The 22,375-nt window shown below is 42.1% G+C and carries 18 protein-coding genes; 17 read left to right on the plus strand and 1 reads right to left on the minus strand.

Translation table 11 applies throughout. From position 1 onward, the window contains the following. Positions 1–122: 122 nt before the first annotated feature. Positions 123–4,106 (minus strand): hybrid sensor histidine kinase/response regulator transcription factor, encoded by a 3,984-nt coding sequence (locus HMJ38_RS05095; RefSeq protein WP_228779897.1) that lies wholly within the window; start codon positions 4,104–4,106, stop codon positions 123–125. A gap of 1,483 nt (positions 4,107–5,589) precedes the next feature. Between HMJ38_RS05095 and HMJ38_RS05100 the strand changes: the two genes are divergently transcribed. The 17 genes from HMJ38_RS05100 (at position 5,590) to HMJ38_RS05180 (ending at position 22,371) form a co-directional block, all read left to right on the plus strand. Beyond that, positions 5,590–6,900, plus strand: a complete 1,311-nt coding sequence (locus tag HMJ38_RS05100; protein WP_194973295.1) for an APC family permease — start codon at positions 5,590–5,592, stop codon at positions 6,898–6,900. 106 nt (positions 6,901–7,006) lie between these two features. Further along, positions 7,007–8,677, plus strand: a complete 1,671-nt coding sequence (locus HMJ38_RS05105; RefSeq protein WP_194973296.1) for an arylsulfatase — start codon at positions 7,007–7,009, stop codon at positions 8,675–8,677. Then, positions 8,652–9,989: an APC family permease gene (locus HMJ38_RS05110; protein WP_194973297.1), complete on the plus strand. Its 1,338-nt coding sequence runs from the start codon at positions 8,652–8,654 to the stop codon at positions 9,987–9,989. Before HMJ38_RS05105 ends, HMJ38_RS05110 begins: the two co-directional genes overlap by 26 nt. Positions 9,990–10,115: 126 nt before the next feature. After that, positions 10,116–12,149 carry a S9 family peptidase gene (locus tag HMJ38_RS05115; protein ID WP_194973298.1) on the plus strand — a complete coding sequence of 678 codons (2,034 nt, stop codon included), beginning with the start codon at positions 10,116–10,118 and terminating at the stop codon, positions 12,147–12,149. Continuing rightward, positions 12,146–12,592: a nuclear transport factor 2 family protein gene (locus HMJ38_RS05120; protein WP_194973299.1), complete on the plus strand. Its 447-nt coding sequence runs from the start codon at positions 12,146–12,148 to the stop codon at positions 12,590–12,592. The genes HMJ38_RS05115 and HMJ38_RS05120 overlap by 4 nt, the downstream gene beginning before the upstream one ends. Positions 12,593–12,596: 4 nt before the next feature. Further along, positions 12,597–13,373, plus strand: a complete 777-nt coding sequence (locus HMJ38_RS05125; protein WP_194973300.1) for a hypothetical protein — start codon at positions 12,597–12,599, stop codon at positions 13,371–13,373. Between the two features lie 2 nt (positions 13,374–13,375). Next, positions 13,376–14,140 carry a hypothetical protein gene (locus tag HMJ38_RS05130; protein WP_194973301.1) on the plus strand — a complete coding sequence of 255 codons (765 nt, stop codon included), beginning with the start codon at positions 13,376–13,378 and terminating at the stop codon, positions 14,138–14,140. Positions 14,141–14,151: 11 nt separating this feature from the next. Further along, the gene (locus HMJ38_RS05135; RefSeq protein ID WP_194973302.1) at positions 14,152–15,381 is read left to right on the plus strand and encodes an alpha/beta hydrolase-fold protein; all 1,230 of its coding nucleotides are present in this window, start codon (positions 14,152–14,154) and stop codon (positions 15,379–15,381) included. A gap of 8 nt (positions 15,382–15,389) precedes the next feature. Further along, on the plus strand, positions 15,390–16,280 hold the full coding sequence (locus tag HMJ38_RS05140) for an alpha/beta hydrolase (protein ID WP_194973303.1): 891 nt from the start codon (positions 15,390–15,392) through the stop codon (positions 16,278–16,280). A gap of 41 nt (positions 16,281–16,321) precedes the next feature. Continuing rightward, positions 16,322–17,086, plus strand: coding sequence for a hypothetical protein (locus tag HMJ38_RS05145; RefSeq protein ID WP_194973304.1), 765 nt, complete (start codon positions 16,322–16,324; stop codon positions 17,084–17,086). Continuing rightward, positions 17,083–17,787 carry a DUF6090 family protein gene (locus HMJ38_RS05150; RefSeq protein ID WP_194973305.1) on the plus strand — a complete coding sequence of 235 codons (705 nt, stop codon included), beginning with the start codon at positions 17,083–17,085 and terminating at the stop codon, positions 17,785–17,787. Before HMJ38_RS05145 ends, HMJ38_RS05150 begins: the two co-directional genes overlap by 4 nt. Further along, positions 17,780–18,541 carry a DUF6090 family protein gene (locus tag HMJ38_RS05155; protein ID WP_194973486.1) on the plus strand — a complete coding sequence of 254 codons (762 nt, stop codon included), beginning with the start codon at positions 17,780–17,782 and terminating at the stop codon, positions 18,539–18,541. Before HMJ38_RS05150 ends, HMJ38_RS05155 begins: the two co-directional genes overlap by 8 nt. Before the next feature lie 2 nt (positions 18,542–18,543). After that, positions 18,544–19,308, plus strand: a complete 765-nt coding sequence (locus HMJ38_RS05160) for a DUF6090 family protein (RefSeq protein WP_194973306.1) — start codon at positions 18,544–18,546, stop codon at positions 19,306–19,308. Position 19,309: 1 nt separating this feature from the next. After that, the gene (locus tag HMJ38_RS05165; RefSeq protein WP_194973307.1) at positions 19,310–20,089 is read left to right on the plus strand and encodes a DUF6090 family protein; all 780 of its coding nucleotides are present in this window, start codon (positions 19,310–19,312) and stop codon (positions 20,087–20,089) included. After that, on the plus strand, positions 20,086–20,829 hold the full coding sequence (locus tag HMJ38_RS05170) for a DUF6090 family protein (protein ID WP_194973308.1): 744 nt from the start codon (positions 20,086–20,088) through the stop codon (positions 20,827–20,829). Before HMJ38_RS05165 ends, HMJ38_RS05170 begins: the two co-directional genes overlap by 4 nt. After that, a complete protein-coding gene (locus HMJ38_RS05175) occupies positions 20,826–21,554 on the plus strand; it encodes a hypothetical protein (protein ID WP_194973309.1) in 729 nt (242 codons plus the stop codon). The genes HMJ38_RS05170 and HMJ38_RS05175 overlap by 4 nt, the downstream gene beginning before the upstream one ends. A 340-nt stretch (positions 21,555–21,894) precedes the next feature. Continuing rightward, positions 21,895–22,371: a (2Fe-2S)-binding protein gene (locus HMJ38_RS05180; RefSeq protein ID WP_194973310.1), complete on the plus strand. Its 477-nt coding sequence runs from the start codon at positions 21,895–21,897 to the stop codon at positions 22,369–22,371. The last annotated feature ends 4 nt before the right edge of the window (positions 22,372–22,375 follow it).

Genomic DNA, 22,375 nt, shown 5'->3' on the forward strand with positions numbered 1-22,375 from the left:
TTTGGTTTACAGAATTGAATGTCATTAGGTCACTTACGGATTTTAGGAGCTATCGGAATACCGTCAAGCTTGAAATACGTTAAAGGCTTACTGGCAAAGAAGCGAATAACCACTTAAAAGTATCACCCTTTTCTAAAAAAGCTCGGGGCTTCCCCAAATTCCTTGGTAAACTCTTGCGTAAAATGGCTGGGATTGCCATAACCTACAGCGTAGCCAATTTCTGAAATATTCAAGGCCGAATTGAGCAAAAGCTTCTTTGCTTCCTGCATCCGAATCGTTCGGATGACTTGGGAAGTGGACTTATTGGTCAGGGCTTTGAGTTTACGGTGAAGCTGGGTTCGGCTTACAGCCAGTTCTTTGCATAGCTCCCCAATGCCAAACTCCTCACTTTCCAAATGAGCAACCACGATGGAGCGAAGCTTTTTCAGAAAACCATCCTCTTGTATTTCGGCAGGGGTTTCGGGTGTTCCTGCAGGGTTGAGAGTGACATAGCGAGCTGAAAGTTTTTGTCGTACCTCAATCAATTTCCGCAGTCGGACTTCCAGTTCTTTCTTCTCAAAGGGCTTGGAAAGGTAGGCATCCGCTCCTCTTTCGAGACCTTCCAATCGGGATTCCAGATCTGCTTTGGCAGTAAGTAGGATGATAGGAATATGGCTGGTGCGTTCATCTTTTTTTAGTCCTTCGACGAGTTCGTAGCCGTCCTTTTCTGGCATCATCACGTCACTGACGATGATGTCTGGAATCATTTCAATGGCCAATTGGATGCCTTGGATGCCATTTCTGGCTTTTTGGATTTTGTATTTGTCTTGGAGGCAGAGCTCCAGGTAGCTGAGTACATCTTCATTGTCTTCCACCAGTAAGGCCAGCGGGAGGCTTTCATCGTAATCTTCCTCAGCACCAAAAGAAGATGCATCCACCAAATCCTTGACAGTTGACCATGTTTCATGGGCCAATTCGCCTGCATTACCCTTTGGAGCAACTTTTTTTATGGGAAGTCTAACTGTAAATTCCGTACCCTTTCCCATCTGACTGCTGACTTCTATGGTTCCGGACATAAGCAACATCAGCTCTTTGGTGAGCGCCAGGCCAATTCCTGTTCCCTCATCTGACCTCGTAGCCGAATCATCTACCTGATAAAAACGATCAAAAATATAGGGTAAATGTTGGGAAGGAATTCCTTTGCCGGTATCCTTCACTTTGATTTCCAAAAAATCCTCCAATTCCCTGGAGCTGATCTTTTCTATTTTAATGTAAATATTACCTCCAGGGGGCGTGAATTTTACAGCATTTCCTACCAGATTGGAAAAAATGGCCTGAATTTTCTCCGGATCAAAATCCATGTACAACTCCTCAAAACGGGGGAGTAGATGCAGTCGAATATCCTTGGAATCGGCCAGGGAATGAAAGGACTCGGTCAGGTATTTTAAATAAGTCAGGATATTGTCATGGATCATTTTTGCGGTCAATCTACCTGACTGAAGTTTGGATAGATCCAGCATCTGGTTGATCAGTCTGAGCAGTTGGGCACTATTCCTTTTAATCATTGGAAGTCCCTCTTTCATAGTCTCAATCGAAGGTTGTGATAATATATGATCTGCAATACCTGAAATCACTGTCAAGGGCGTCCTGAATTCATGCGTCAAATTGGTGTAGATTCTGGTTTTAACGAGATCCAGGTCTTGCAGACGTATAACTTCCGCTTGGGCCAGTTTTCTGCGAAGCAAAAAGCTATAAATCAAATAAAGCAGTAAAAACAGCAGCATGGCATACGCCAGCCAAGCCCACCATTGGGTAAACCAAGGCGGCATCACTGTAATGGATAGCGATCTCTGCCCCAAATTCCCGTATCGGTTAGTAGCCAGGACATGAAAAATATACTCTCCTGGAGGTAAGGAATAATAAGAAGCAGTGTGAGCTTTTCCATCCCTCCAGTTTTGATCAAAGTTTTCCAACTTATAGCGGATGTTTTTTTCTGATTCCAAGGTTACGAAATCAATACTTCCAAATTCAAACGTAAAGGTATTCTGATGGTGAGACAACATTATCTCATTGGTTTCATTGAGACGCTTCGGCAGGATTTTTTTATCCGTTTGGGATGAAATATGACGGTCACCCAGAAAGAAAGCAGAGAAATACGGAATAGGCTCATCGGGATATTGCTTTTCCAACTCTTCCGGATAGAAAGAAAAATACCCTGAGGCATTTCCGACAAAAATTTCATTGTTCTTGGAAATAAATGCGTTTTTAGAGTAAAAGCCAGTCTGGTTGGGTTTTTTCCAACTGTACCCAAAAAGGGCTGCGTTTTTAGTTTCGGGATCCAATCGGATGAACCCAATATCTGTGTACAACCAAAGCAATTTTGAATCATCCTCCACTAATCCTGTGATGAGAAGCAAATCTGTGATTAGACCGGTATTGTCGTAATACCGATCGAAAATTCCTGTTTCCGGATCTAATAAAAAAAACCCTGACCTGTAGGAACTGGCCCAAATTCGCTTTTTGCTATCTTCATAAATTTCGATAATACGCACACCTGCGCTATCCAAAAATCTTTCAAAATCAGCTGATTCTTTCCGATAAAGGTTAAGACCATTACCGGTGCCTGCCCAAAGTCTTCCATTGGAATCTTGAAGGAGACTTTCCACAGCGAATCCGCTTAAACTGTTGGGATTGTTTGGGTTAGGGGTAAAATGCGTGAATTTTCCGCTTTTTGAATTGAACAGGTCAAGCCCCCCATTCGTGCCTATCCAGATAGTATCCTCATCGATAGGCAAAATGACATATTGAAACGAAGAGGAAAGACCGTTTTTACCCTTCTCCTCCGGTCCATATAGCATATAGGTCATTGTCTGTCGATCGAAAAAGTACGCTCCGCCCCATCGGTTGCCGACCCATAAATTGTATGCTTGGTCAAATTTAAGATCCGTGATTGTTACTGATCTCAATGTATTTTGGACAAAGGTGAAAAAACTATCCCTCGATTGGTTCACGTCATGGCCAAACACGCCTTGCCCGGTGCCAATCCAAACGCCAGGTTCCTGGTCTTGGGCAAAGACCATTGCCCGTGTTCCGATAGGGGTGTGTTCAAAATAATTTTTAAAGGTAGAGATTTGAAACAACACTTGATTCTCTGTCTCGGGCTCCCATCCCGAAACCCACATAAGATTATCCTTGGTTTTCAGCAAGGACCGAAAATCATTTTTCTCCATGTAATTCGGTCCAATTCCCGAAATTCCAAAAAACTCAATGGTCTTCGATTTCGGATTGTATCGGTTGATCCCTCCTGCATAAGTTCCGATCCAAATACACCCTTGAGAATCCTCATTGATAAAGGTAATGTGATCCACTGCAAAGAGAGCGTTTGGGTTGACAGGTGGACGGGAGAATGCATGTGGATTATTTGGGACGTTGGACAATCGTTGAAATGTGCCTTGTTCCCGGTTCATGATATGGAGTCCATCCCCATCTGAACCGACATAAAAATTACCTTTGCTGTCCTCAAATATAGCCCTGACCCTATTACTAATTAGGGAGGCCGAATCTTTTGGATCATGTCTAAAGTGAGTGATCCGACCAGACTCTTTTTCAAACTTATATAATCCAGAAGAAGGGTGTTCCTCAAAATCGAACGCATTGCCTGCGCCAATCCAAATCCGTCCGGCATGATCCTCATAGATACTTCTTACTGCTGCCTCTGCAATGGAGCGACCGGCAGGAGTGTCGTCTTGGATATGAACAAAATGCCCGGTCTTCCTGTCCAAGGTATCGAGTCCTTTTGCTGTTCCAATCCATAAAGTACCCGAGCGATCTTCCAGAAGAGCAGAGACCCGATTATCGCGAAGACTGGTGGTATCGCTTGAATCATTTTGGTAATGTGTAAAAGTTTCCTTAGAGGTATCAAGTCTATCCAAGCCCTCATGAACGCTCCCAATCCAGATAATCCCACCTTTTCCTGCATATAGGCATTCCAGCCGGTTTGTATGAAGCGAGCTGCTGTCATTTGGATTGGACTTAAAATACTTTTTATTCGTCCCATCGTATCTTACCAAACCATTGAAGTTATCCGCAAGCCAGATGAAGCCCTTATCGTCCTGGCACATTCCCATAATATTGGTATGATTTGGATCGAATATGTGAGGAATAGTTGTGATTTTAACGTCCTGGCTTTTACATAGAAAAGAGATGGTAATAAAAATGAAAAACAGAAAAAAAGTACGAGTCATTGGTTTTTAAGTGGTTTCTTATCAACAACTTAAATAAAATTTATTTAAATTCCTAAGTCAAATTTTAACAATTTTAAAATGTTGAAGAAGGAATATTTCCTGCTTCGAACTTCTAAGGTTAGACAATTCCCGTTCGGAAAGTAATCCTATTTATTGGGGAAGAAATTCAAGCGTTTCGTCCTAGGTCAGGGTTCAAGAACATTGATATTTTTATCTCATACCCAAATGCATTTACCAAACCCTTCATTTGAATTGGGAATCAAAATGACTTTAATTATGCGGGACAGGCCCATAAGGGAAACGTTAAGTTCCTATTTTTTCAGTTCAGTTTTTATGCGCTTCATGCCATTTTATTCTACATTATTTTCATTTGAAAATCCATAGGCAAATATTCCCAAAACCAGGGCTTTTGAGACCCGGACATTTTCACTTATATTACTGATCATAATATGCTGAAAATGAAAAAAACTATCTTCCTTTCCTTTTTCCTTGCCTTTTCCCCCTCGCTCAGGGTCAGGAGTTTTATAATTCTTTGAAGCGAAAGGACGTGGACACAGAAATGATCATGTATCCCCGAACGCCGCATGGACCCACTGAACCCAAATTCCTGATGGATGTTTCCCCGCGCATTTTGACCTGGTTTGAGAAATATATGAAGTGATAAATATAGGTGTGAGAATTAGGTGTTGATTTTTGATTGATTCATCCCTATACTTCCAGCCAAAAATTCTTAATAAACTTAAAGGTTCGATCAATTTGCTTATATATGATTCTATAAAACCTATTTAATTAGGATAAATAGAAATGAATATTTTAGAATTCTCAAAAATTTTTTTAGGAATTCCAGGCAGTTAGTTGATCGAATCCTGGACCTCTATGCCCGTACATATATTGAAGAAATACTAGCCGACGTGAGCCCTTTTTTATTTTATCCGGCCGATGAAAAGAAAATCAGGTTGTTTTTACCAATTGTTGAACAGGCAGATTTGGGTTAACAATATGGGGTAATTTATGATTAGCAGTCCCTAGGTTTTCCAAACTCTAAAGGCCTGTCTGCCATCAGGTAGAAGTTGAATTTCACTATCCCATTTGACCGAAATTAAATCAACCAAAACAAATACTTCGGATCAAATTGAATTCCCCTTCTCCCCCAAAAATTTTTCTTCGGACAATAAATCCCCTGATTGGGGAAGAAAATCCTGCGCTTCGTCCTAACTCGACGTTCTCGAACCATTGATTTTTTTATCTTAATCCCAAATGCATTCATCACCTAAGATCCTTTTCAAGGATTACAAGAACAAATTGCATTGGTATTTAACTTAAACATGATCAAAAATTCCATTCATCCCCATTTTTCAAACCTCCTATGCAAACCACCCAAGAAGGATTAAAAAGAGAAGTTGGCGTGTGGGGGCTCTCGGCCAATATTGTCAATATCATGGTAGGTGCCGGCATCTTTGTTTTGCCGGCCATCATCGCGGAAACCATGGGGGCTTCCGGGGTCTTGGCTTACCTGTTTTGTGGATTGCTGATCGGTTTGGTCATGCTTTGTTTTGCAGAGGTGGGGAGCAAGGTGACCCATTCCGGTGGAGGATACGCTTATGTGGAGACTGCCTTTGGGGCTTATCCGGGATTTTTGGTTTCAATATTCTCTTTGATGGGAAGTATTTTTGCAGATGCGGCAGTTTCCAATGCCTTAGTTGAGATTTTGGCTTTACTGTTTCCGATTTTCAAGAATTCAACTCTCAGAATATTTTCCCTTTTTCTTTTATTTTCAGGTTTGACCATCCTCAATGTGATCGGAGTCAAACAAGGGATAGGATTGGTCAAAATCACTACCGTCGCCAAATTGATTCCACTATTGCTCCTTATAAGCTTTGGCTGGAAAGATGTGCAATGGGTCAATTTATCTTGGGAATCTGAACCGACCATCCAAAAATTGGGAGAGGCTTCCCTGATCTTGTTTTTTGCTTTTATGGGTGGGGACGCGGGCTTGTCGATTGGTGGGGAAATCAAAAACCCACAAAAGACGGTACCCCGTGCGATTTTTATAGGAATTTCGGGAGTGCTATTGCTCTACATACTTATCCAATTGGTTTCTCAGGGAGTTTTGGGCAACGACCTTCCAAATCAAAAAGAAGCACCTTTGGCAGAAGCTGCTGAAATTGTTTTTGGACCCGTAGGATATACCCTTCTTTTTGTTGGAACAGGGATATCGATGTTTGGAATGGTCAGTGGGCAGATCCTGAATAATCCAAGAGTGATTTTTAGACTTTCCCGGGATGGGGTGATTCCTTTCAGTAGGTTGGCTTCTATCCACCACAAATTCAAAACTCCTTATTTGGCGATTTTGCTGTACAGTGGGCTGGGTTTTTCCCTTGCCACCATAGGAGGCTTTAGGCAATTGGCCGTAATCGCCGCTTCAAGTGTGTTGCTGCTTTATTTTGGCGTTTCGCTCTCGGTGATCGGTCTTCGAAGAAAGAAGGATTTGGATAATGGGGGGTTCAAAATCCCTTTTGGTTACACCGTTCCAATTCTTTCGGCGGGTATCATTCTTTTTTTCCTATCCAATTTGACAGGACTTGAGATAAAGGGAATACTGATCTTGATTGTGGTATTGACAGGGATTTATTTCCTGGGTAAGGTGTATCGGATGTGGAAGAAGAATAAAGGTTAGATGGATAATGAAATCAATCAAAAAACACTTATCTTATTTATTATTAAGCAGATGCTAAGCTATTGACCATTAATTATTATAAGCTTTCTGAAAAACAGATTTACAAATGAATTATCAAATTAAACCAATTATCCTTACCACTTTTTTAGGAATACTCTTATTTTCCTGCCAAAAAGAAATACCGCCCCCTAAGCCTCCCAATATCCTTTTAATCATGGCCGATGACTTGGGCTATGCAGATATGGGTTCCTTTGGAGGAGACATTGCCACGCCTAATCTTGATCAATTGGCCAAAGAGGGCATCCGGTTTAGCCGATTTCATACCGCCCCATTTTGTGCGGTAAGCCGGGCCATGTTGCTGTCGGGAAATTTTAACCATGTGGCGGGTATGGGTTCACAGGATTTGGTCACGGGAATTCCCGGATACGAAGGAAAACTCAGTGGCCGGATTATTCCTGTTCCTGAACTGCTTCGCTCAGCAGGCTACCATACTTATATGGCCGGAAAATGGCATTTGGGAGGATCTGCTGATGCCAATCCTGCCAATAAAGGTTTTGAAAAATCCTTTGTGACCCTGGAAGGTGGGGCCAACCACTACAGCGAAAGAGGTATTTTCCCGGATACACCCACTTCAATTTATACCGAAAATGGAGAAGAAGCCAATTGGCCTGAAGACGCGTATTCCGCGGATTTTTATACAGACAAACTGATATCCTACATCAAAGGGGATAGCGAGGATGGACAGCCCTTCTTCGTTTTTGCCGCTTATACTTCCCCACATTGGCCTCTACAGGTAGATTCAAGCTACTGGAAAAAATATGAGGGCCGCTATGATGCCGGTTACGAAGTCCTTCGCGACAAAAGACTGGAATCACTCAAAAAAGCAGGGATGATCCATCCAACCGCAGAAACACCTCCGCTTCATCCAAGGGTCAAACCATGGGATTCGCTTTCTCCGGAGAAACAGAAAAAAGAATCCCGAAAGATGGAACTCTATGCCGGCATGGTGGAGAACCTGGACTACAACATCGGGCGTTTGATTTCCCACCTAAAGGAAACAGGCCAATACGAAAACACGATGATTGTTTTTCTGTCAGATAATGGCGCTGCCGCTGAGGACTTCTTCTACCATGACTATTTTGGGCCATTTCTACAGGAAAATTATTCAGATGCATTTGAAGATATGGGAAAGGAAAACTCCTTTATTTCCTATGGTCCGCAATGGGCAGAGGCAGGTGCTTCTCCTTTCAAATACTTCAAAGGATACACCACCGAAGGGGGAATGAATGCCCCCATGATAATCTCCGGTCCGGGAGTCAGCCCAAAAAACCAAATCAACGATCAATTTCTCAGCATCATGGATCTGGCTCCGACTTTCTACGAACTCGCCGGAATAACCTACCCGAAAACCTGGAGAGGGAAAGAAATTGCAGGATTAGCGGGAAGCTCTCTTTTACCTGCTTTGACCGGAGATCCAGATCCAATTCATGATTCCACTTATGTTTTTGGCTTGGAACATCGGGGCGATGCGATGCTCAGAAAAGGAAAATGGAAGCTTTTGAATACTGAAAAACCTTTTGAATTGAAAAACTTCGAGCTATATCATCTGGAAAATGACCTCTCCGAGCAGCAGGATATGAAAGAGGTGAATCCTGAAAAATACCAAGAACTACTGCTGGAATGGGAGAAATTTTCCCAACAGGTTGGTATCCGAACTCCAACACCCAAATCTGGCGAAAATCTAATGACTAATGATGGCAGACCTCGAAACCAATAAATTGAAACGCGAAGTCGGCATATTAGGTGTGGTGACCAATGTACTCAGCATTTCGATAGGAAGTGGGATATTCCTGCTACCAGCACTGGTCTTTGTGATTTTAGGAAACGGAAGTATTTTGGCCTATATTTTTTGTGGATTTATCTTTTTAGCGCTTGGTCTTTGTTTTGCTGAGGTCAGCAGCCGAGTTACCGATACGGGCGGGATGTATGTCTATATCGAGCGTGCATTCGGTCCTTTGGCAGGTTTTCTTTCCAATTCGCTGTATTTGTTTGGAGTGGGTGTTTTGGCCTGTGCAGCACTGCTTAATGCCATGGCAGATATTGCGGCTACCTCTTTTCCTGTTCTTGGGGAGCTTTGGGCCAGGATTGGTTTATTTTCGGTGATTCTGGGAATCATTTCTTTGCTCAGCGTCCGGGGAATAAAAGACAGCATGATCTTCGTGAAAATCCTGACCTTCACCAAGGTTTTGGCGATGTTGGTTCTGGTGACCTTTGGCCTTTCTGCCATAAGTTTGGATAACATTATCTGGAAAGGGTTTTCTGAATTTTCCAAAATCGGAGAAGCTTCCCTACTCTTGATATTCGCATTTCTTGGTGGTGAATTGGCCCTGAGTGTCGGGGGTGAAATGAAAAATCCAAAACGAACAGCCCCTTTGGGATTCGTGATTGGAATTTTCGGCGTTGTCTTGATTTTTTGTTTGATCCATTTGGCCGTTCAGGGAGTTCTTGGTCAGACTTTGATCGAAAATCAAGAGGCTCCATTGGCCGAATTAGCCAAAAACCTGGCAGGAAATACCGGGTTTCTTCTGATCCTTTTCGTCTCCTTTATCGCAGTATGGAGCACATTCAGTTCCATTTTTTTACTGAAAAACCGCATTCTATACGCCGGAGCAGTGGATGGAATCCTGCCAAAAGTATTTGCCAAACTTCATCCCAAATATGGCACTCCTGCCATCGCGATTGTTTTCCTGGCCATTCTGGAATTACTTATTGCCGGTACGGGAAGCTTTAGATACCTGTTGATATTAGTCACAGGGAACTCCATTCTCATTTATTTAGGAGTAATCCTTGCCTTTTTCAAATTTAGAATAACAGAAAAAAATCCAGGTCCTGATTTATTTAAAATCAAAGGAGGATACTTCCTTGGTACTTTTGCCCTGATTGCTTTGATATGGGTTTTTTTTCAATTGAGCCAAACCGAACTCCTGGGCATTGGTCTTTTCGTACTCATTCTGTCCATAATCTATCAGCTGATCGCTTTCTATAAAAGAAAGAAACCTTCCATAAACCAACAAATAACACCCCTATGAAAAAAGCCACTCATCTTCCTTTTCATCCCGAGTCTTATTTTCCCTTGTGCTTTCAAAAAGTTAATTTTGAAAACAAGGGCACTTCCTCCCCAATTCAAATCATTAAACTCTTAAATCGTTAATCGCATGAAATACCGCATCCCCTTATTACTTGGTTTACTTGTCTTTTACATCAACAGTATTCAGGCCCAGGAAAAAACCAATCTCGAACTGACCGACCTCTTCAATATGGAGTATGTCACCGATCCGCAGATTTCCCCGGACGGCACCCAAATTGTCTTTGTCCGAAATTTCAAGGACATCATGACCGACCGGGATTATTCCAATCTCTGGATCAGTAATCCCGATGGTTCCCGGATCCGACAACTCACCCAGGGCAACCAACGAGACTATGCCCCAAGATGGTCGAATGACGGTAAGAAGCTGGCCTTTCTTTCCAACAAACAAGATGATAAGGTCAAACTTTTCCTGATGCATCTCGATACCAGGGAAACCGCAGCACTGACCAATACTTCCATACCTCCCGGTGCAGTAGCTTGGAGTCCGGATGACAGGCAATTGGCGTTTACGCAATTTGTGCCCGAAGCCAAAAAATCCATGCTGAACATCCCCGGAAAACCTGAAGGTGCGGATTGGAATGCACCACCGATCTTCATCGATGAGTTAAATTATCGGGGTGACGGTACAGGATATTTAAAACCCGGCAAAACCCAGATTTTCACCTTGGGAATCGATGGGGGAACGCCGAGACAACGCACATTTTCAGCCAATAACCATGGAAGCCCTATTTGGGCTAAAGATGGGAAAAGCCTTTTCTTTTCGGCCAACCTGCATGAAAATTCAGAATTAGAACCAAGAAATTCAGAAATCTATCAGCTGGATTTGTCCACAGGTGAGGTGAAAGCCTTGACCTCAAGGTTTGGACCAGATAGCAGTCCCACACTTTCTCCTGACGGCAAAATGATTGCGTTCACAGGTCATGATGACACCTTCCAGGGTTATATGGTGACCAATTTATATATCATGAATGCGGATGGAACCGGAGTAAAAAATCTGACATCGGATCTGGACCGTGACGCAAATAATCCGCAATGGGAAGGAAATGGACAAGGTATTTACTTCCAGTATAATGATCAAGGTGATGTCAAAGTGGGGCATGTGGCTCTTACAGGAAAAATCCGAACGATAGTTGAAGGACTTGGCGGACTGGATTTGGGCAGGCCATACAATGCTGGATCTTTCACCGTTTCAACCAACAACCGCTTTGCTTTTACCCAAGGTGGACCGGAACATCCAGCTGATTTGGCCATCTGGAATAACGGAGAAACCAAAAGACTGACGGCAGTCAATGATGATTTGTTTTCCTTTCGGAAAATCGGAAAAACTGAAGAAATCTGGTGGGAATCCAGTTTCGATGGGAGAAGAATTCAGGGATGGATTGTCACCCCTCCTGACTTTGATCCTTCCAAAAAATACCCAATGATCCTTGAAATCCACGGCGGTCCTTTTGCCATGTACGGGCCTTCCTTTGCTTACGAAATCCAAAACTATGCTGCGGCAGGTTATGTGGTCCTCTATACCAATCCCAGAGGGAGTACCGGTTACGGTCAGGAATTCGGAAATTTAATACACCATGACTACCCCAACCATGACTACGAGGACCTGATGTCCGGAGTGGATGCGGTGATTGCTAAAGGCTATGTCGACACGAATAACCTATTTGTAACAGGAGGTTCAGGTGGCGGTGTTTTGACAGCTTGGATCATTGGAAAAACCGATCGTTTCAAAGCGGCCGTGGTAGCCAAACCCGTGATCAATTGGACAAGTTTTGTCCTACATGCGGACAACCCGGCTTTCTTTGCCAAGTATTGGTTCGGAAAAATGCCATGGGAAGATCAGGAGAATTACTGGAGAAGATCGCCTTTATCACTTGTTGGCAATGTTAAAACCCCAACCATGCTGCTGACGGGCGAGCAGGATTTTCGTACGCCCATTTCTGAATCCGAACAGTATTATGCAGCACTCAAACTCCAAGGAGTGGAAGCTGCTTTGGTCCGAATACCGAATGCGTCCCATGGACTGGTCAATCGACCCAGCATGCTGATGAGTAAGTCAGCGGCTATTTTGAGTTGGTTCAACCATTATAGGGATAACCAATGAGTTGTATAAGAAAATCAATTCTTTCCCTGATAGGGCTTTTGGTAATCACCTTCTCCTATGCGCAGGAGGCTGAGGTGTCTCAGATTCTTGCGCAACGTGAAGCATCGAATCAGGCCCTTCGTGCTTTTGATGATGAGTTGAATGCGAACTTTTCCATCGAAGATGCCTTGATCACCACAGGTGCAGGCACTTTGATTTCCGGAAAAAAGGAATTGATCAAGTATATCCAAGAATCGACAGGCCCGAGAATGTATTGGATCCGGACTCCGGACGAAGTACTGGTCAATCCCAAAACCCTATTGGCATGGGAAACGGGAACCTGGAAAGGATATGTAGAAGGTTCGGATGAGGCAGTGGTGGGAGGGAAGTACTCCGCCCAATGGACCAAAAAATCCGGGACTTGGCTGATTCAATCGCAGTTGTTTGTCACTTTGGAAAATTAAGGGGATGGAAGAAAATCAAGTATCCGAAAACGAGAAAGACCTTTCCAACAAAGAGGTAATCAGTTCCCTGAAAAAGAAGAACTGGAAATCCTATTTCAAGGAGTTCTTTATGCTCTTTCTGGCAGTCTTCTGTGGATTCCTTGCGGAGAATTACAGAGAGTCTTTGAGTGCAAAAAAGATTGAAAAAGAATACATCCTCTCTTTGATAGAAGACTTAAAAACGGATACAACCAACCTTAGCGCATATATCTCTTTCCGAAAAGAAAAAAGCGTACTCATGGATTCTTTGGCAGGAATGATCCTATCAGAAGAGCGGAGTTTGTTGGGAAATCAGATTTATTTTTTGGCGAGGCAGGTGTTCAATGAACAGGCATTTTTCTATTCGGATGGCACCATACAGCAGCTCAAAAATGCAGGAAATCTTCGGCTGCTTCGAAAAAGAAACGTCGTCAATGAATTGCTTACATATGAGAAAAAAGTAAAGGTGTTGGAGGAATGGGACGAGAATGACAACAGAACCAAATCCACCTTTCGCGAAATGGGAGGGAAGGTCTTCCATTCCGCAGAATTGAACGCCACCATGGATTCAGAAATGAGATTCGTCATGCCGACCTCCAATCCCCAATTGATCACAGCTGATTTTGGGGTCATCAATGAGATTGCTTTTCAGATCCACTACCTATCCAAAATGACCAAAGGCAATAGCCTCCGAGCCGAATCTTTAAAGTCAGACGCATGCGGCTTATTGGAACTGATTCAGTCAGAATATAAACTCAACTGACCATGGAAAATCAGCCTTTAGATCAAGATCAGACTATTGAAGAATCCAATGCAAAAGAGTCAAAGGTCTTCAAAAAGAGAAACTGGACATCCTATTTTAAGGAATTTCTGATGCTCTTTCTGGCAATCGTCCTTGGTTTTTTTGTAGAAAACCAGAGGGAAGCCTACGTCGAAAACAAAAGTGCCAAAGTCCTCGCGCAATCCATGTTGGAAGATCTGGAACAGGACAGAAAAGCCTTGCAGGGAGGGATCCGGTTTATGGAGGAGAAAGACCAAAAAATGGATGAATTCCTTCGCATGCTTCATGCTCCCGGTGCGGATTGGGATACGGTGGTATTTTACAAAAGTATGACGATGGTTTTCTCCACTTTTCCTTTTTCACCCACAGACGGCACTTATTCCCAAATGAAATCCTCGGGTACCCTGCGGTATTTTGATCAAAGGCTGGTCAATAAAATGAATGCCTATGACAACCAATTGAAGAAAACAGTATTCCGGGATGAGCTTGTAGAAAAGGGAGAATGGGAATTGGTACCACTAGCAGCAACACTGATCAATTTTGAGGTAACTGGTGAGTTACGGTTCGACAAGCCCATTACCAAAGAGACCTACATCAAGATCCGGGACCAAGACAGCTTGGACTTATTTATCAATAAAGTCGCCGTCGTCCGGACGATGACGGGGCGCTCGCTTCAGGAGTATAAGGCGCAGCTGCTATTGGGTGAAGACCTGATCAAAGAGATCAAAGACAAATACCAATTGAATTAGGCTTTATAATCATGAAAAACACTTATATATATTGCCTTTTGCTACTGATCCTTCTGGGATGGAGTAAGTCAGGAGACCTCCTAGCGCAGGATGTTTCTATCCAAATCGGAGTACATAAAACTATCCAATCTGAGATACTTCTTGAAAACAGACCCCTGTTGATTCACTTGCCGGATAGCTATCAGACTTCTACTGCATCCTATCCGGTTTTATACCTGCTCGATGGTTCGGAATATGGACTATTCAACGCCCTCTCTGATCTCCGAAGATTACAGAGTCGAAACCTTGCGCCCGAAATGATCATCGTGGCCATTGAGAATACAAACCGCAACAGGGATATGATGCCTGTGGTGGCCAAAGGCTATCCTGGACCACCTAGGGCAGAAGATTTTCTATCCTTTATCGAAAAGGAACTGATTCCATCCATAGAAAAAACCTACCGGACCAACGAACAAAGAATCCTCAAAGGACAGTCTCTAAGTGGTCTTTTTACATTGTATACCTTGCTTACCAAACCCACCTTATTTGAAGCCTATATCGGACACAGTGCCGGTTGGTTTGAAGAAAGCAATGCTTATTTTCTGGACTTGAGCGAAAAGGCTTTTCAAAAGCCAGGCGATTTTGAGGGTAGAAAAATCTTTATGGCCAATTCCCTGAACGATGCCTATGACGCCGATCGGGTTATCCACAAGCAATTGGCAGACTTTTCGGAACTGATCAAAACCCGATTGGGAGAGAGGATTTCTTACAAGTATGTCACTTATGCCAATTACGGCCATGTGCCCTATCCGGGCTTTTATGATGGGATCAGATTCATTTTTGAATTTGAGGAAACAAGACCTGCAGCCGAATCCGATGAATCCGCTGTCAAGAAATTGGTGGAAAGCTTTTTAATTGCAGTTGGAAACGGCGATTTGGAGGCTGTTGAGCCTATGTTTTTGCCAAAAGCGACCATTGGCGGGGCAAGTTTTAGGGAAGGAAAGTGGAAAACGTTTACCACCACTATTGAAGATTATTTGGCCAGTAAAAACGAAAACGCGACCCGATTCACCGAACCGGTATCCAATTACACCATCCATATCAGTGAAGGGCAATTGGCCTTTGTAAAAGCAGATGCCATCCTGTACCGGGAGGGTAAAGCCCAATCCCATAATATGGATTATTTCACTTTAATCAAGGAAGGGGGAACCTGGAAATTTCTAAGTGCCGCCTATACTGCTAAGCCGGTAATCATTAAATAAGGAATAATATGCTAAAAATTTTCTTCACAATTTTCCTTCCAATAATTTTTATTATCACTATTTCCTTTGAGGCTACGGCACAAAGAGGGCTTGTCCCTGTTATCAATCAGCAGGAACAACACCTGTTCCACTCCACAACCAACGGCAAAAGTTATCATTTGACCGTATCGTTGCCACCACATTATTCTCCTGCTGACAGTTTAAAATATCCGGTACTATACCTCTTGGATGGAAGTTTTTCATTTCCAATTGCCCATGCTGCCCGGACACTTTTGGACATGTTTGGAGAGATTGAAGGGGTGATTATCGTTGGCATAGGTGATGAATGGGAGCAATCCTATTCTCCCTGGATGAGCAGTCGGTGGACGGATTATACCCCATCCGCTGATCCGGCAAGTGACTCCAATCCTGCTTTTTTAAAAACTTTTGACCTTGAGGAAGGAGCACTATTATCAGGAGGAGGCCCGGTTTTTTTGGATATGATCCAAAATGAAATTATCCCATTTATCGATGGACAATACAAAACCACTCAGGACAGAGGGATAGCAGGACATTCCTTTGGAGGGTTATTTGCAGGCTATTGTCTGCTCAAAGCATCAAATACCTTCAGCAGATTTGGCATCAACAGTCCCTCATTTTGGTGGAATAAGGATGAAATTTTTGCTTTGGAACAGCTTTATTCACAGCAATACCAGGATTTTAATGCCAAGGTGTTTATTTCGGTAGGAAGCAAGGAAGGGACAAGCATGGTCCCAAAGATGAATGCTTTTTCGGATTCTCTCCACTTCCGAAATTATCAAGGACTACGATTAACTTCCCATATTTTCGAAGATGAAACCCATAATTCAGTGGTAGCCGCTTCCATCAGCAGAACGCTCAGGGTTTTATATGGCAAGTAAATATAAGTATCAGAAAACATCTTTAAATAAATGAATTGCCAATGCTAAAAATCTTTCGCAAAATCCGCCAAAAACTCCTTCAGCAAAATCGGGTGACTAGGTATCTGGCCTATGCCGTAGGAGAGATAATTCTAGTAGTGATAGGTATCCTTATCGCCCTTCAATTAAATATTCAAAAGGAAGAGAATAAAGAAAAGATAGTGATAGAGCAGCTTTTAATCGGCATTCAGGCTGATTTGAAATTGGAAGTTGAACGCATTGATTTTCTGCAGGCTTACTATGGTGATATTACAAATGGCATTCAACAAATTCTTTTAAATTACCAAGGTAAGGAAAGCAATACCAACCAAGACCTAGGGCAATATTTTCTGAACACTTTTGAATTTCGAAAATTTTCAAAATTTAACACCAATTACCAGACACTTTATGGAAGTGGACTGTTGCAGGAAATTGAAGACAAAACACTTTCAGAAGAAATCATCACCTACTATTCCAAACAATTCTTAGAGTGGTCTTTAGAAATTTACCAACAAAAGGCCAGCACCTTTGACTTTAACGATACCCCTCAATTTCACCCATTAGATAAACTTCAGCGCGGTGCCAATTATCAATTCATTCCTGATTTTCGCTTGGGGGTTGGAGATCAGTATGCCACGGATTTTAAAGAATTTATCAAAGATCCTCAAGTATTGAATTTCCTGGTAGATCTGCTCCATCAGAGTGAATTGGTTTTTAATAATCTTAAAACCTATAAAGAAACAAACCTGACTTTATCAAGCCGAATACAAAAATACCTTGATCAATGATAAAATTCTTCCGCCATATCCGCCAAAAACTCCTTCGGCAAAACAAGATAGGCAGTTACCTCAAATACGCCATTGGTGAAATCTTTCTTGTAGTCTTAGGGATATTAATCGCCCTGAGTATCAATAATTGGAATGAAGCCAATAAAAATGCAAAACGCGAGCATGCCTTTCTTACCAACCTTCAACAGGACCTAAGATCTGATTCCCTTCGCCTCACGAAAATTAAAGAACAATTGAAGACAGCCGTCAGCTACAAAAGAGTTTTTGAAAGTCAGATGAAAGGAAATGCAACAGACCCGGATTCGCTGAATGCGCATTTTTTAATGCAGTATAATCTTTTGATCGATTTTGTACCGAATTCAACCACGGTGGACGAACTCTCAAACAATGGACTCAATCTTATTTCAAACCCTTCGGTGCGAAGACAAATCGTCACACTCTACAATACTTATGATGACTTGATTCTAAAACTCAAAATCGGACAGGAGAAAGGTCAATCGGTTGTTAACTATGCCAGCCAAAAATTAGAGAACATCAACAGCCCTACAGCGGATGAAATCCGGGATTTGTTGGAAGACAAATTTTATGTAAACCAAACCTACATGAACTTTCTGGCAACCCAATATACTGCGGTGGGTCAAGCCTTGCAACAGTGCGAAGAAACCCTTTCTATGATTCAAAAAGATATAGCCCATGATTAGTTTATTTAGAAAAATCCGCCAAAAACTCCTCGCCGAAAACCGTGTGACACGCTATCTGGTCTACGCCATCGGCGAAATTTTCCTTGTTGTCATCGGAATTTTAATCGCTTTGCAAATCAATAACTGGAATGAGGAGAGAAAACAGAATCATTCGATTCGTTTGACTATCCAATCTTTAATTGAGGATTTCAAACAGGATACAATTCAATTAAAGTTGGATATTAAAACAATTGAAGAAGATCTTGAAAGGCTTGGGGGATTCAAGGATAGACTATCCCAACCGACTAGTACAATAGACACCTTAAGACATATTGCCCGCTATGAATATATACCCTTCTTTGATCCAAGCAATGAAATGAACAGGAATACGATAGTTTCAATATTGAACACCGGAATTATAGAGTACTTTGAGCACGGGCTAAAGGCAAAAATCCTTAAGTTTAATTCTGACCAACTCAAATCCATAAAAATAATGGATGAAAACGTTTCTATCTTTTTGAATACTCAATATTCATTTGGGCTTGGAATAGCTTCACAAAGCGGTAATCCCCATTCTATGCTGAGCTCAGTTACAATAGATGGACCCTTATCTGAACAATACTGGTCAACTGTTGACGATAAGCAACTTCTGCAAACCATGCTCAACACTTTATCAGGGAAAATGGCAATGAACAAAATCCTTTTGTTTACCAAAAAAGATCTTTTTAACAATACAACGGAAATCCTCAATTACCTTCAAAAAATCAACGGTTAAACATGGTAAAATTCTTCCGCAAAATTCGTCAAAAGCTGCTCGCTCAAAATCGGGTAACAAGATATCTTGCCTATGCCTTAGGCGAAATCTTATTGGTCGTGATCGGGATACTGATTGCCTTGCAGGTGAATAATTGGAATGAACAACGCAAGGACAAAATCAAATCATACAGCTATTTGCTGCGACTGAATGAGGACATTGACCTGATACTTGTAGATGTGGATAATTCATTGAAAGGAGCAGAGAGAAAGTTGAAAAATTCAATTATCGTTCAGGAAGCTTTGGAAGCCAAACAGCTGCCCATATCAAAACAAGAGAATTTTGATTTATACCTAAGTGAGTACCACCAGTTTTACATCATGATACAGGATGCAAAGACCTACACTGAGATGATGAGTGTGGGAGAAATTAATTTAATTGAAAATCAATGGATTAGAGATGCGTTCTCCAGTCTTGCAAATCACAGGGAATTCATAATGGAGGTAAATAGGATGAATACAGATGTTCAAATGCAAAACAGTCAATTTTTCGAAACGTATGTTCGGTTTCGATTCGAAAATGCACCAACCGATTCAGCCGTTTCCCTTCCTTCTTATGATTTCCAAGCCATGGCGGCAGATGAAAAGTTTATCAATAAAATTTCCAAACAGTCTAGATCCTGGAATGCAATTTTGGAAATGTTCAAAGATTACAATTCGCAAGTGCTACAAATCCGGGATTCCGTTCAATCAGAACTCAAAAAATTCCATTTAAAAGGTTTTCAATAATATGCTATTTCTCCTCCGAAAAATCCGCCAAAAACTCCTGAAAGAGAATCGGATCACAAGGTACCTGGCCTACGCCATCGGCGAAATCTTCCTAGTCGTCATCGGGATTCTGATTGCCTTGCAGGTGAATAACTACCGGGAAGCACAGCAAACCAAAGCACGAGAGACGGCTTTTCTCCATGGTTTGCGCTCAGACCTCTTACTCAACCTTGATGAACTGCACCGTAGCATCGACCGCTATAGCAGGGCCGGAAGATCAGCAGAGGTGATGATCAGGTACTTTGAAGGTGCGCCTATTACCAATACGGATTCTTTGAATTTCCACACCATGGAAGTGTTGTATTGGGATCCATTTATCCGAAATAACAGTACCCTCAGGGAAATGATCAGTTCGGGGAGCCTCGGCATCCTATCGGATGACAGTTTGAAAAATGAACTGCTGCGCATGGAACTCAGCTATGACAAAATCGACGGTGATCAGGAGCATTTGCGCTATGATTACCAAGAATACCTCTATGGTCCATTCTTCCGAACCGGGGATATGGGGCAAGCCTACAAAGATTATATGGCCATATTGGGCGGATTTGAGCAAGCAACGAAAAATACCAAAAACGCGGATGTCATTAAAGTATTGCTAAACGATCCAGCTTATAAAAATGGTTTTTCTCTTTGCATTCTCAATGCCAAAAATTTGATCAGCAACTTGGAAGAGATGGTGATTTCCACACAGCGCTCCCTGGCAAGAATCGATACACAGCTAAACAAAACGGATACCCTATGATCAAATTCTTTAGAAAAATCCGCCAAAAACTCCTTGAGCAAAACCGAATCACTCAATACCTAGCCTATGCCATTGGTGAAATCATATTGGTCGTGATCGGGATCCTGATTGCACTTCAGATCAACAATGCAAATGAGGCCCGAAAGGCAAAACAATCTGAACGGGTAGTTTTAAATAATCTTGTTCAGGATTTACAAGCAGATTCCATCTCATACCGTGAAAACCTGGCAAGCCTAGCCAAAATCAATAACCTACACCAAGCACTCTATCAAATCGGAGTCAAAGGGATGGACTCGGAAATTGAAAACCCCAATTTGATCAGGTTCATGATTTATTATAATCCTATCGCAATCAATAATGATCCTTCTATTGCCTCCAAAATATCTGGAGAAGCGATTAGGAAAGAGATAACCACGTATGCCAGGTACTTAAAGGATCTGGATGATGCTTATTTGCAATTCTCAGACTTGGTAGAAAAAAGAATTCGGGTTTATTTAGCTGACAAAAAAGTCCACCAATTATCCAGTTGGTTTGAAACCAAAACCTATACCAAACAAGAAGTTTCCTTTGAATTTGTCGATAAAGCAGGATTAATCCTCCTCTCCAAATCACCGGAATTTCAACAATTGCTTTTGGAAGCTTCCATAAAAACCAAAACTGCAGAATCCAATATACAAACTGTTCTGTCCCAAAACCAGAAACTAAAAGAACTGATCCAAAAAGAACTCAAACTCAAATGATGAAACGAATCTTATCCACCCTCAAAGAAAAATGGCCGGAATACTTTTTTGAGATTCTTGTGCTGATCATCGGTATCTGGGGCGCCTTTGAGCTATCAAACTATGGGGAAAATAAAAGCCGCAAGAGGGCAGAACTTGAAATCCTGAAGGGATGCAAAACGGAATTAGTGACCGACTTGGCGGAAATCAATTTCAATATGAATGAACTCAGGAAAAGCCAGAACGCTTTAAACCTGATCCTCGAAGTTTTGGAAAATGACGGTTCCTACCACGATTCCCTGGCTTCTCACTTCATTTATACGCTACTCCCCATGCATTTCGTCCACTCCACCAGTTCGTTCGAAACCGCTAAATCCAGAGGATTGGACATCATTTCCAACACCGATATCCGAAATAAGCTAATTGCTGTTTATGATTCCCAATATGATTTTTTTCTAAAAGCGGAGGATGAGGAATTGGCTGAAGTGCAATACCACATGAGGCATATACTGCCGGGTCGGTTTGAATCAGGATATAATTTTGAGGGTAAGGAAAATACTTTTGAAGGAAGCATGATACCAATGGACTTTGAATCCCTCAAAACTGATCAGGAGTACCTATATTTCATCAAAACCCAGCAAAATCGCACACGATCCTATATCGGCTACTTTTACGAAAACCTGAGAAAATCTGTAAATTCCACGATCCAAGATTTGGAGGTCGAGATAAAAAGGTTGGATAGATGAAAAATTTCTTAACCAATCAAAAAGAAAAAATGAAATAATAGGACAAGCATCTTCCGCAAAACTCGCAAAAACTCCTTCAGGAAAATAAGGGCGGTAGTCCCTTTAGGGACTTGATATGGGTAGAACAAAAAATTAACCAAACCCCACCGTGCCTTTAGGCCAGCCCGATCTTCAGGCGGGTACGGGATATATTTGCAATGAAAGAATATCAATTTCCTCAGAGGGCATTTGTTCCTAAAAAAGGTGCTATGATCCACTGCGGTAGTTCAATCAAATGCACTTGAAGACCGATGATTTCTAATAAAATTCCGATATTGACAAATAATTTTAACGCTGAATTATGACTAGTTTGACTATTAATGGAAAGGAATATAAAGTTGATGCCACAGCTGACATACCCCTGCTTTGGGTAATCCGCGAACAGTGTGGATTGACCGGGACCAAATTTGGATGCGGTATCGCTCAATGTGGTGCCTGTACAGTTCATCTTGATGGCCAACCTGTTCGCTCCTGCGTCACACCGGCGATCTCGGCAGAAGGGAAGAACATCACCACCATTGAAGGAATAGCTACTGATAAAAACACACTTCATATCGTGCAGCAAGCTTGGATTGAGGAACAGACGCCCCAATGCGGCTATTGCCAATCCGGCCAGATCATGTCAGCGGTAACCCTTCTGAATGAAAATCCCTCTCCAAGCGATGAGGAAATTGATGCAGCCATGTCTGGAAACATTTGCCGCTGCGGCATGTATGGACGCATAAAGTCTGCCATTAAGCGCGCTTCAGCAACTCTTCAATCTTCCAATCCGCTTTAAATCT

Origin of the sequence: Aquiflexum lacus, from assembly GCF_015476655.1 — a bacterium.
GTDB classification, from domain to species: Bacteria; Bacteroidota; Bacteroidia; order Cytophagales; family Cyclobacteriaceae; genus Aquiflexum; species Aquiflexum lacus.

What these genes read in the sequence shown, in the direction of transcription:
- HMJ38_RS05165 (WP_194973307.1), top strand. Translation starts at nt 19,310, where the DNA reads ATGCTATTTCTCCTCCGAAAAATCCGCCAAAAACTCCTGAAAGAGAAT.
- HMJ38_RS05125 (WP_194973300.1), top strand. Translation starts at nt 12,597, where the DNA reads ATGGAAGAAAATCAAGTATCCGAAAACGAGAAAGACCTTTCCAACAAA.
- HMJ38_RS05180 (WP_194973310.1), top strand. Translation starts at nt 21,895, where the DNA reads ATGACTAGTTTGACTATTAATGGAAAGGAATATAAAGTTGATGCCACA.
- HMJ38_RS05150 (WP_194973305.1), top strand. Translation starts at nt 17,083, where the DNA reads ATGATAAAATTCTTCCGCCATATCCGCCAAAAACTCCTTCGGCAAAAC.
- HMJ38_RS05175 (WP_194973309.1), top strand. Translation starts at nt 20,826, where the DNA reads ATGATGAAACGAATCTTATCCACCCTCAAAGAAAAATGGCCGGAATAC.
- HMJ38_RS05145 (WP_194973304.1), top strand. Translation starts at nt 16,322, where the DNA reads ATGCTAAAAATCTTTCGCAAAATCCGCCAAAAACTCCTTCAGCAAAAT.
- HMJ38_RS05105 (WP_194973296.1), top strand. Translation starts at nt 7,007, where the DNA reads ATGAATTATCAAATTAAACCAATTATCCTTACCACTTTTTTAGGAATA.
- HMJ38_RS05140 (WP_194973303.1), top strand. Translation starts at nt 15,390, where the DNA reads ATGCTAAAAATTTTCTTCACAATTTTCCTTCCAATAATTTTTATTATC.
- HMJ38_RS05095 (WP_228779897.1), bottom strand. Translation starts at nt 4,106, where the DNA reads ATGGGAATGTGCCAGGACGATAAGGGCTTCATCTGGCTTGCGGATAAC.
- HMJ38_RS05100 (WP_194973295.1), top strand. Translation starts at nt 5,590, where the DNA reads ATGCAAACCACCCAAGAAGGATTAAAAAGAGAAGTTGGCGTGTGGGGG.
- HMJ38_RS05155 (WP_194973486.1), top strand. Translation starts at nt 17,780, where the DNA reads ATGATTAGTTTATTTAGAAAAATCCGCCAAAAACTCCTCGCCGAAAAC.
- HMJ38_RS05135 (WP_194973302.1), top strand. Translation starts at nt 14,152, where the DNA reads ATGAAAAACACTTATATATATTGCCTTTTGCTACTGATCCTTCTGGGA.
- HMJ38_RS05115 (WP_194973298.1), top strand. Translation starts at nt 10,116, where the DNA reads ATGAAATACCGCATCCCCTTATTACTTGGTTTACTTGTCTTTTACATC.
- HMJ38_RS05160 (WP_194973306.1), top strand. Translation starts at nt 18,544, where the DNA reads ATGGTAAAATTCTTCCGCAAAATTCGTCAAAAGCTGCTCGCTCAAAAT.
- HMJ38_RS05130 (WP_194973301.1), top strand. Translation starts at nt 13,376, where the DNA reads ATGGAAAATCAGCCTTTAGATCAAGATCAGACTATTGAAGAATCCAAT.
- HMJ38_RS05120 (WP_194973299.1), top strand. Translation starts at nt 12,146, where the DNA reads ATGAGTTGTATAAGAAAATCAATTCTTTCCCTGATAGGGCTTTTGGTA.
- HMJ38_RS05110 (WP_194973297.1), top strand. Translation starts at nt 8,652, where the DNA reads ATGATGGCAGACCTCGAAACCAATAAATTGAAACGCGAAGTCGGCATA.
- HMJ38_RS05170 (WP_194973308.1), top strand. Translation starts at nt 20,086, where the DNA reads ATGATCAAATTCTTTAGAAAAATCCGCCAAAAACTCCTTGAGCAAAAC.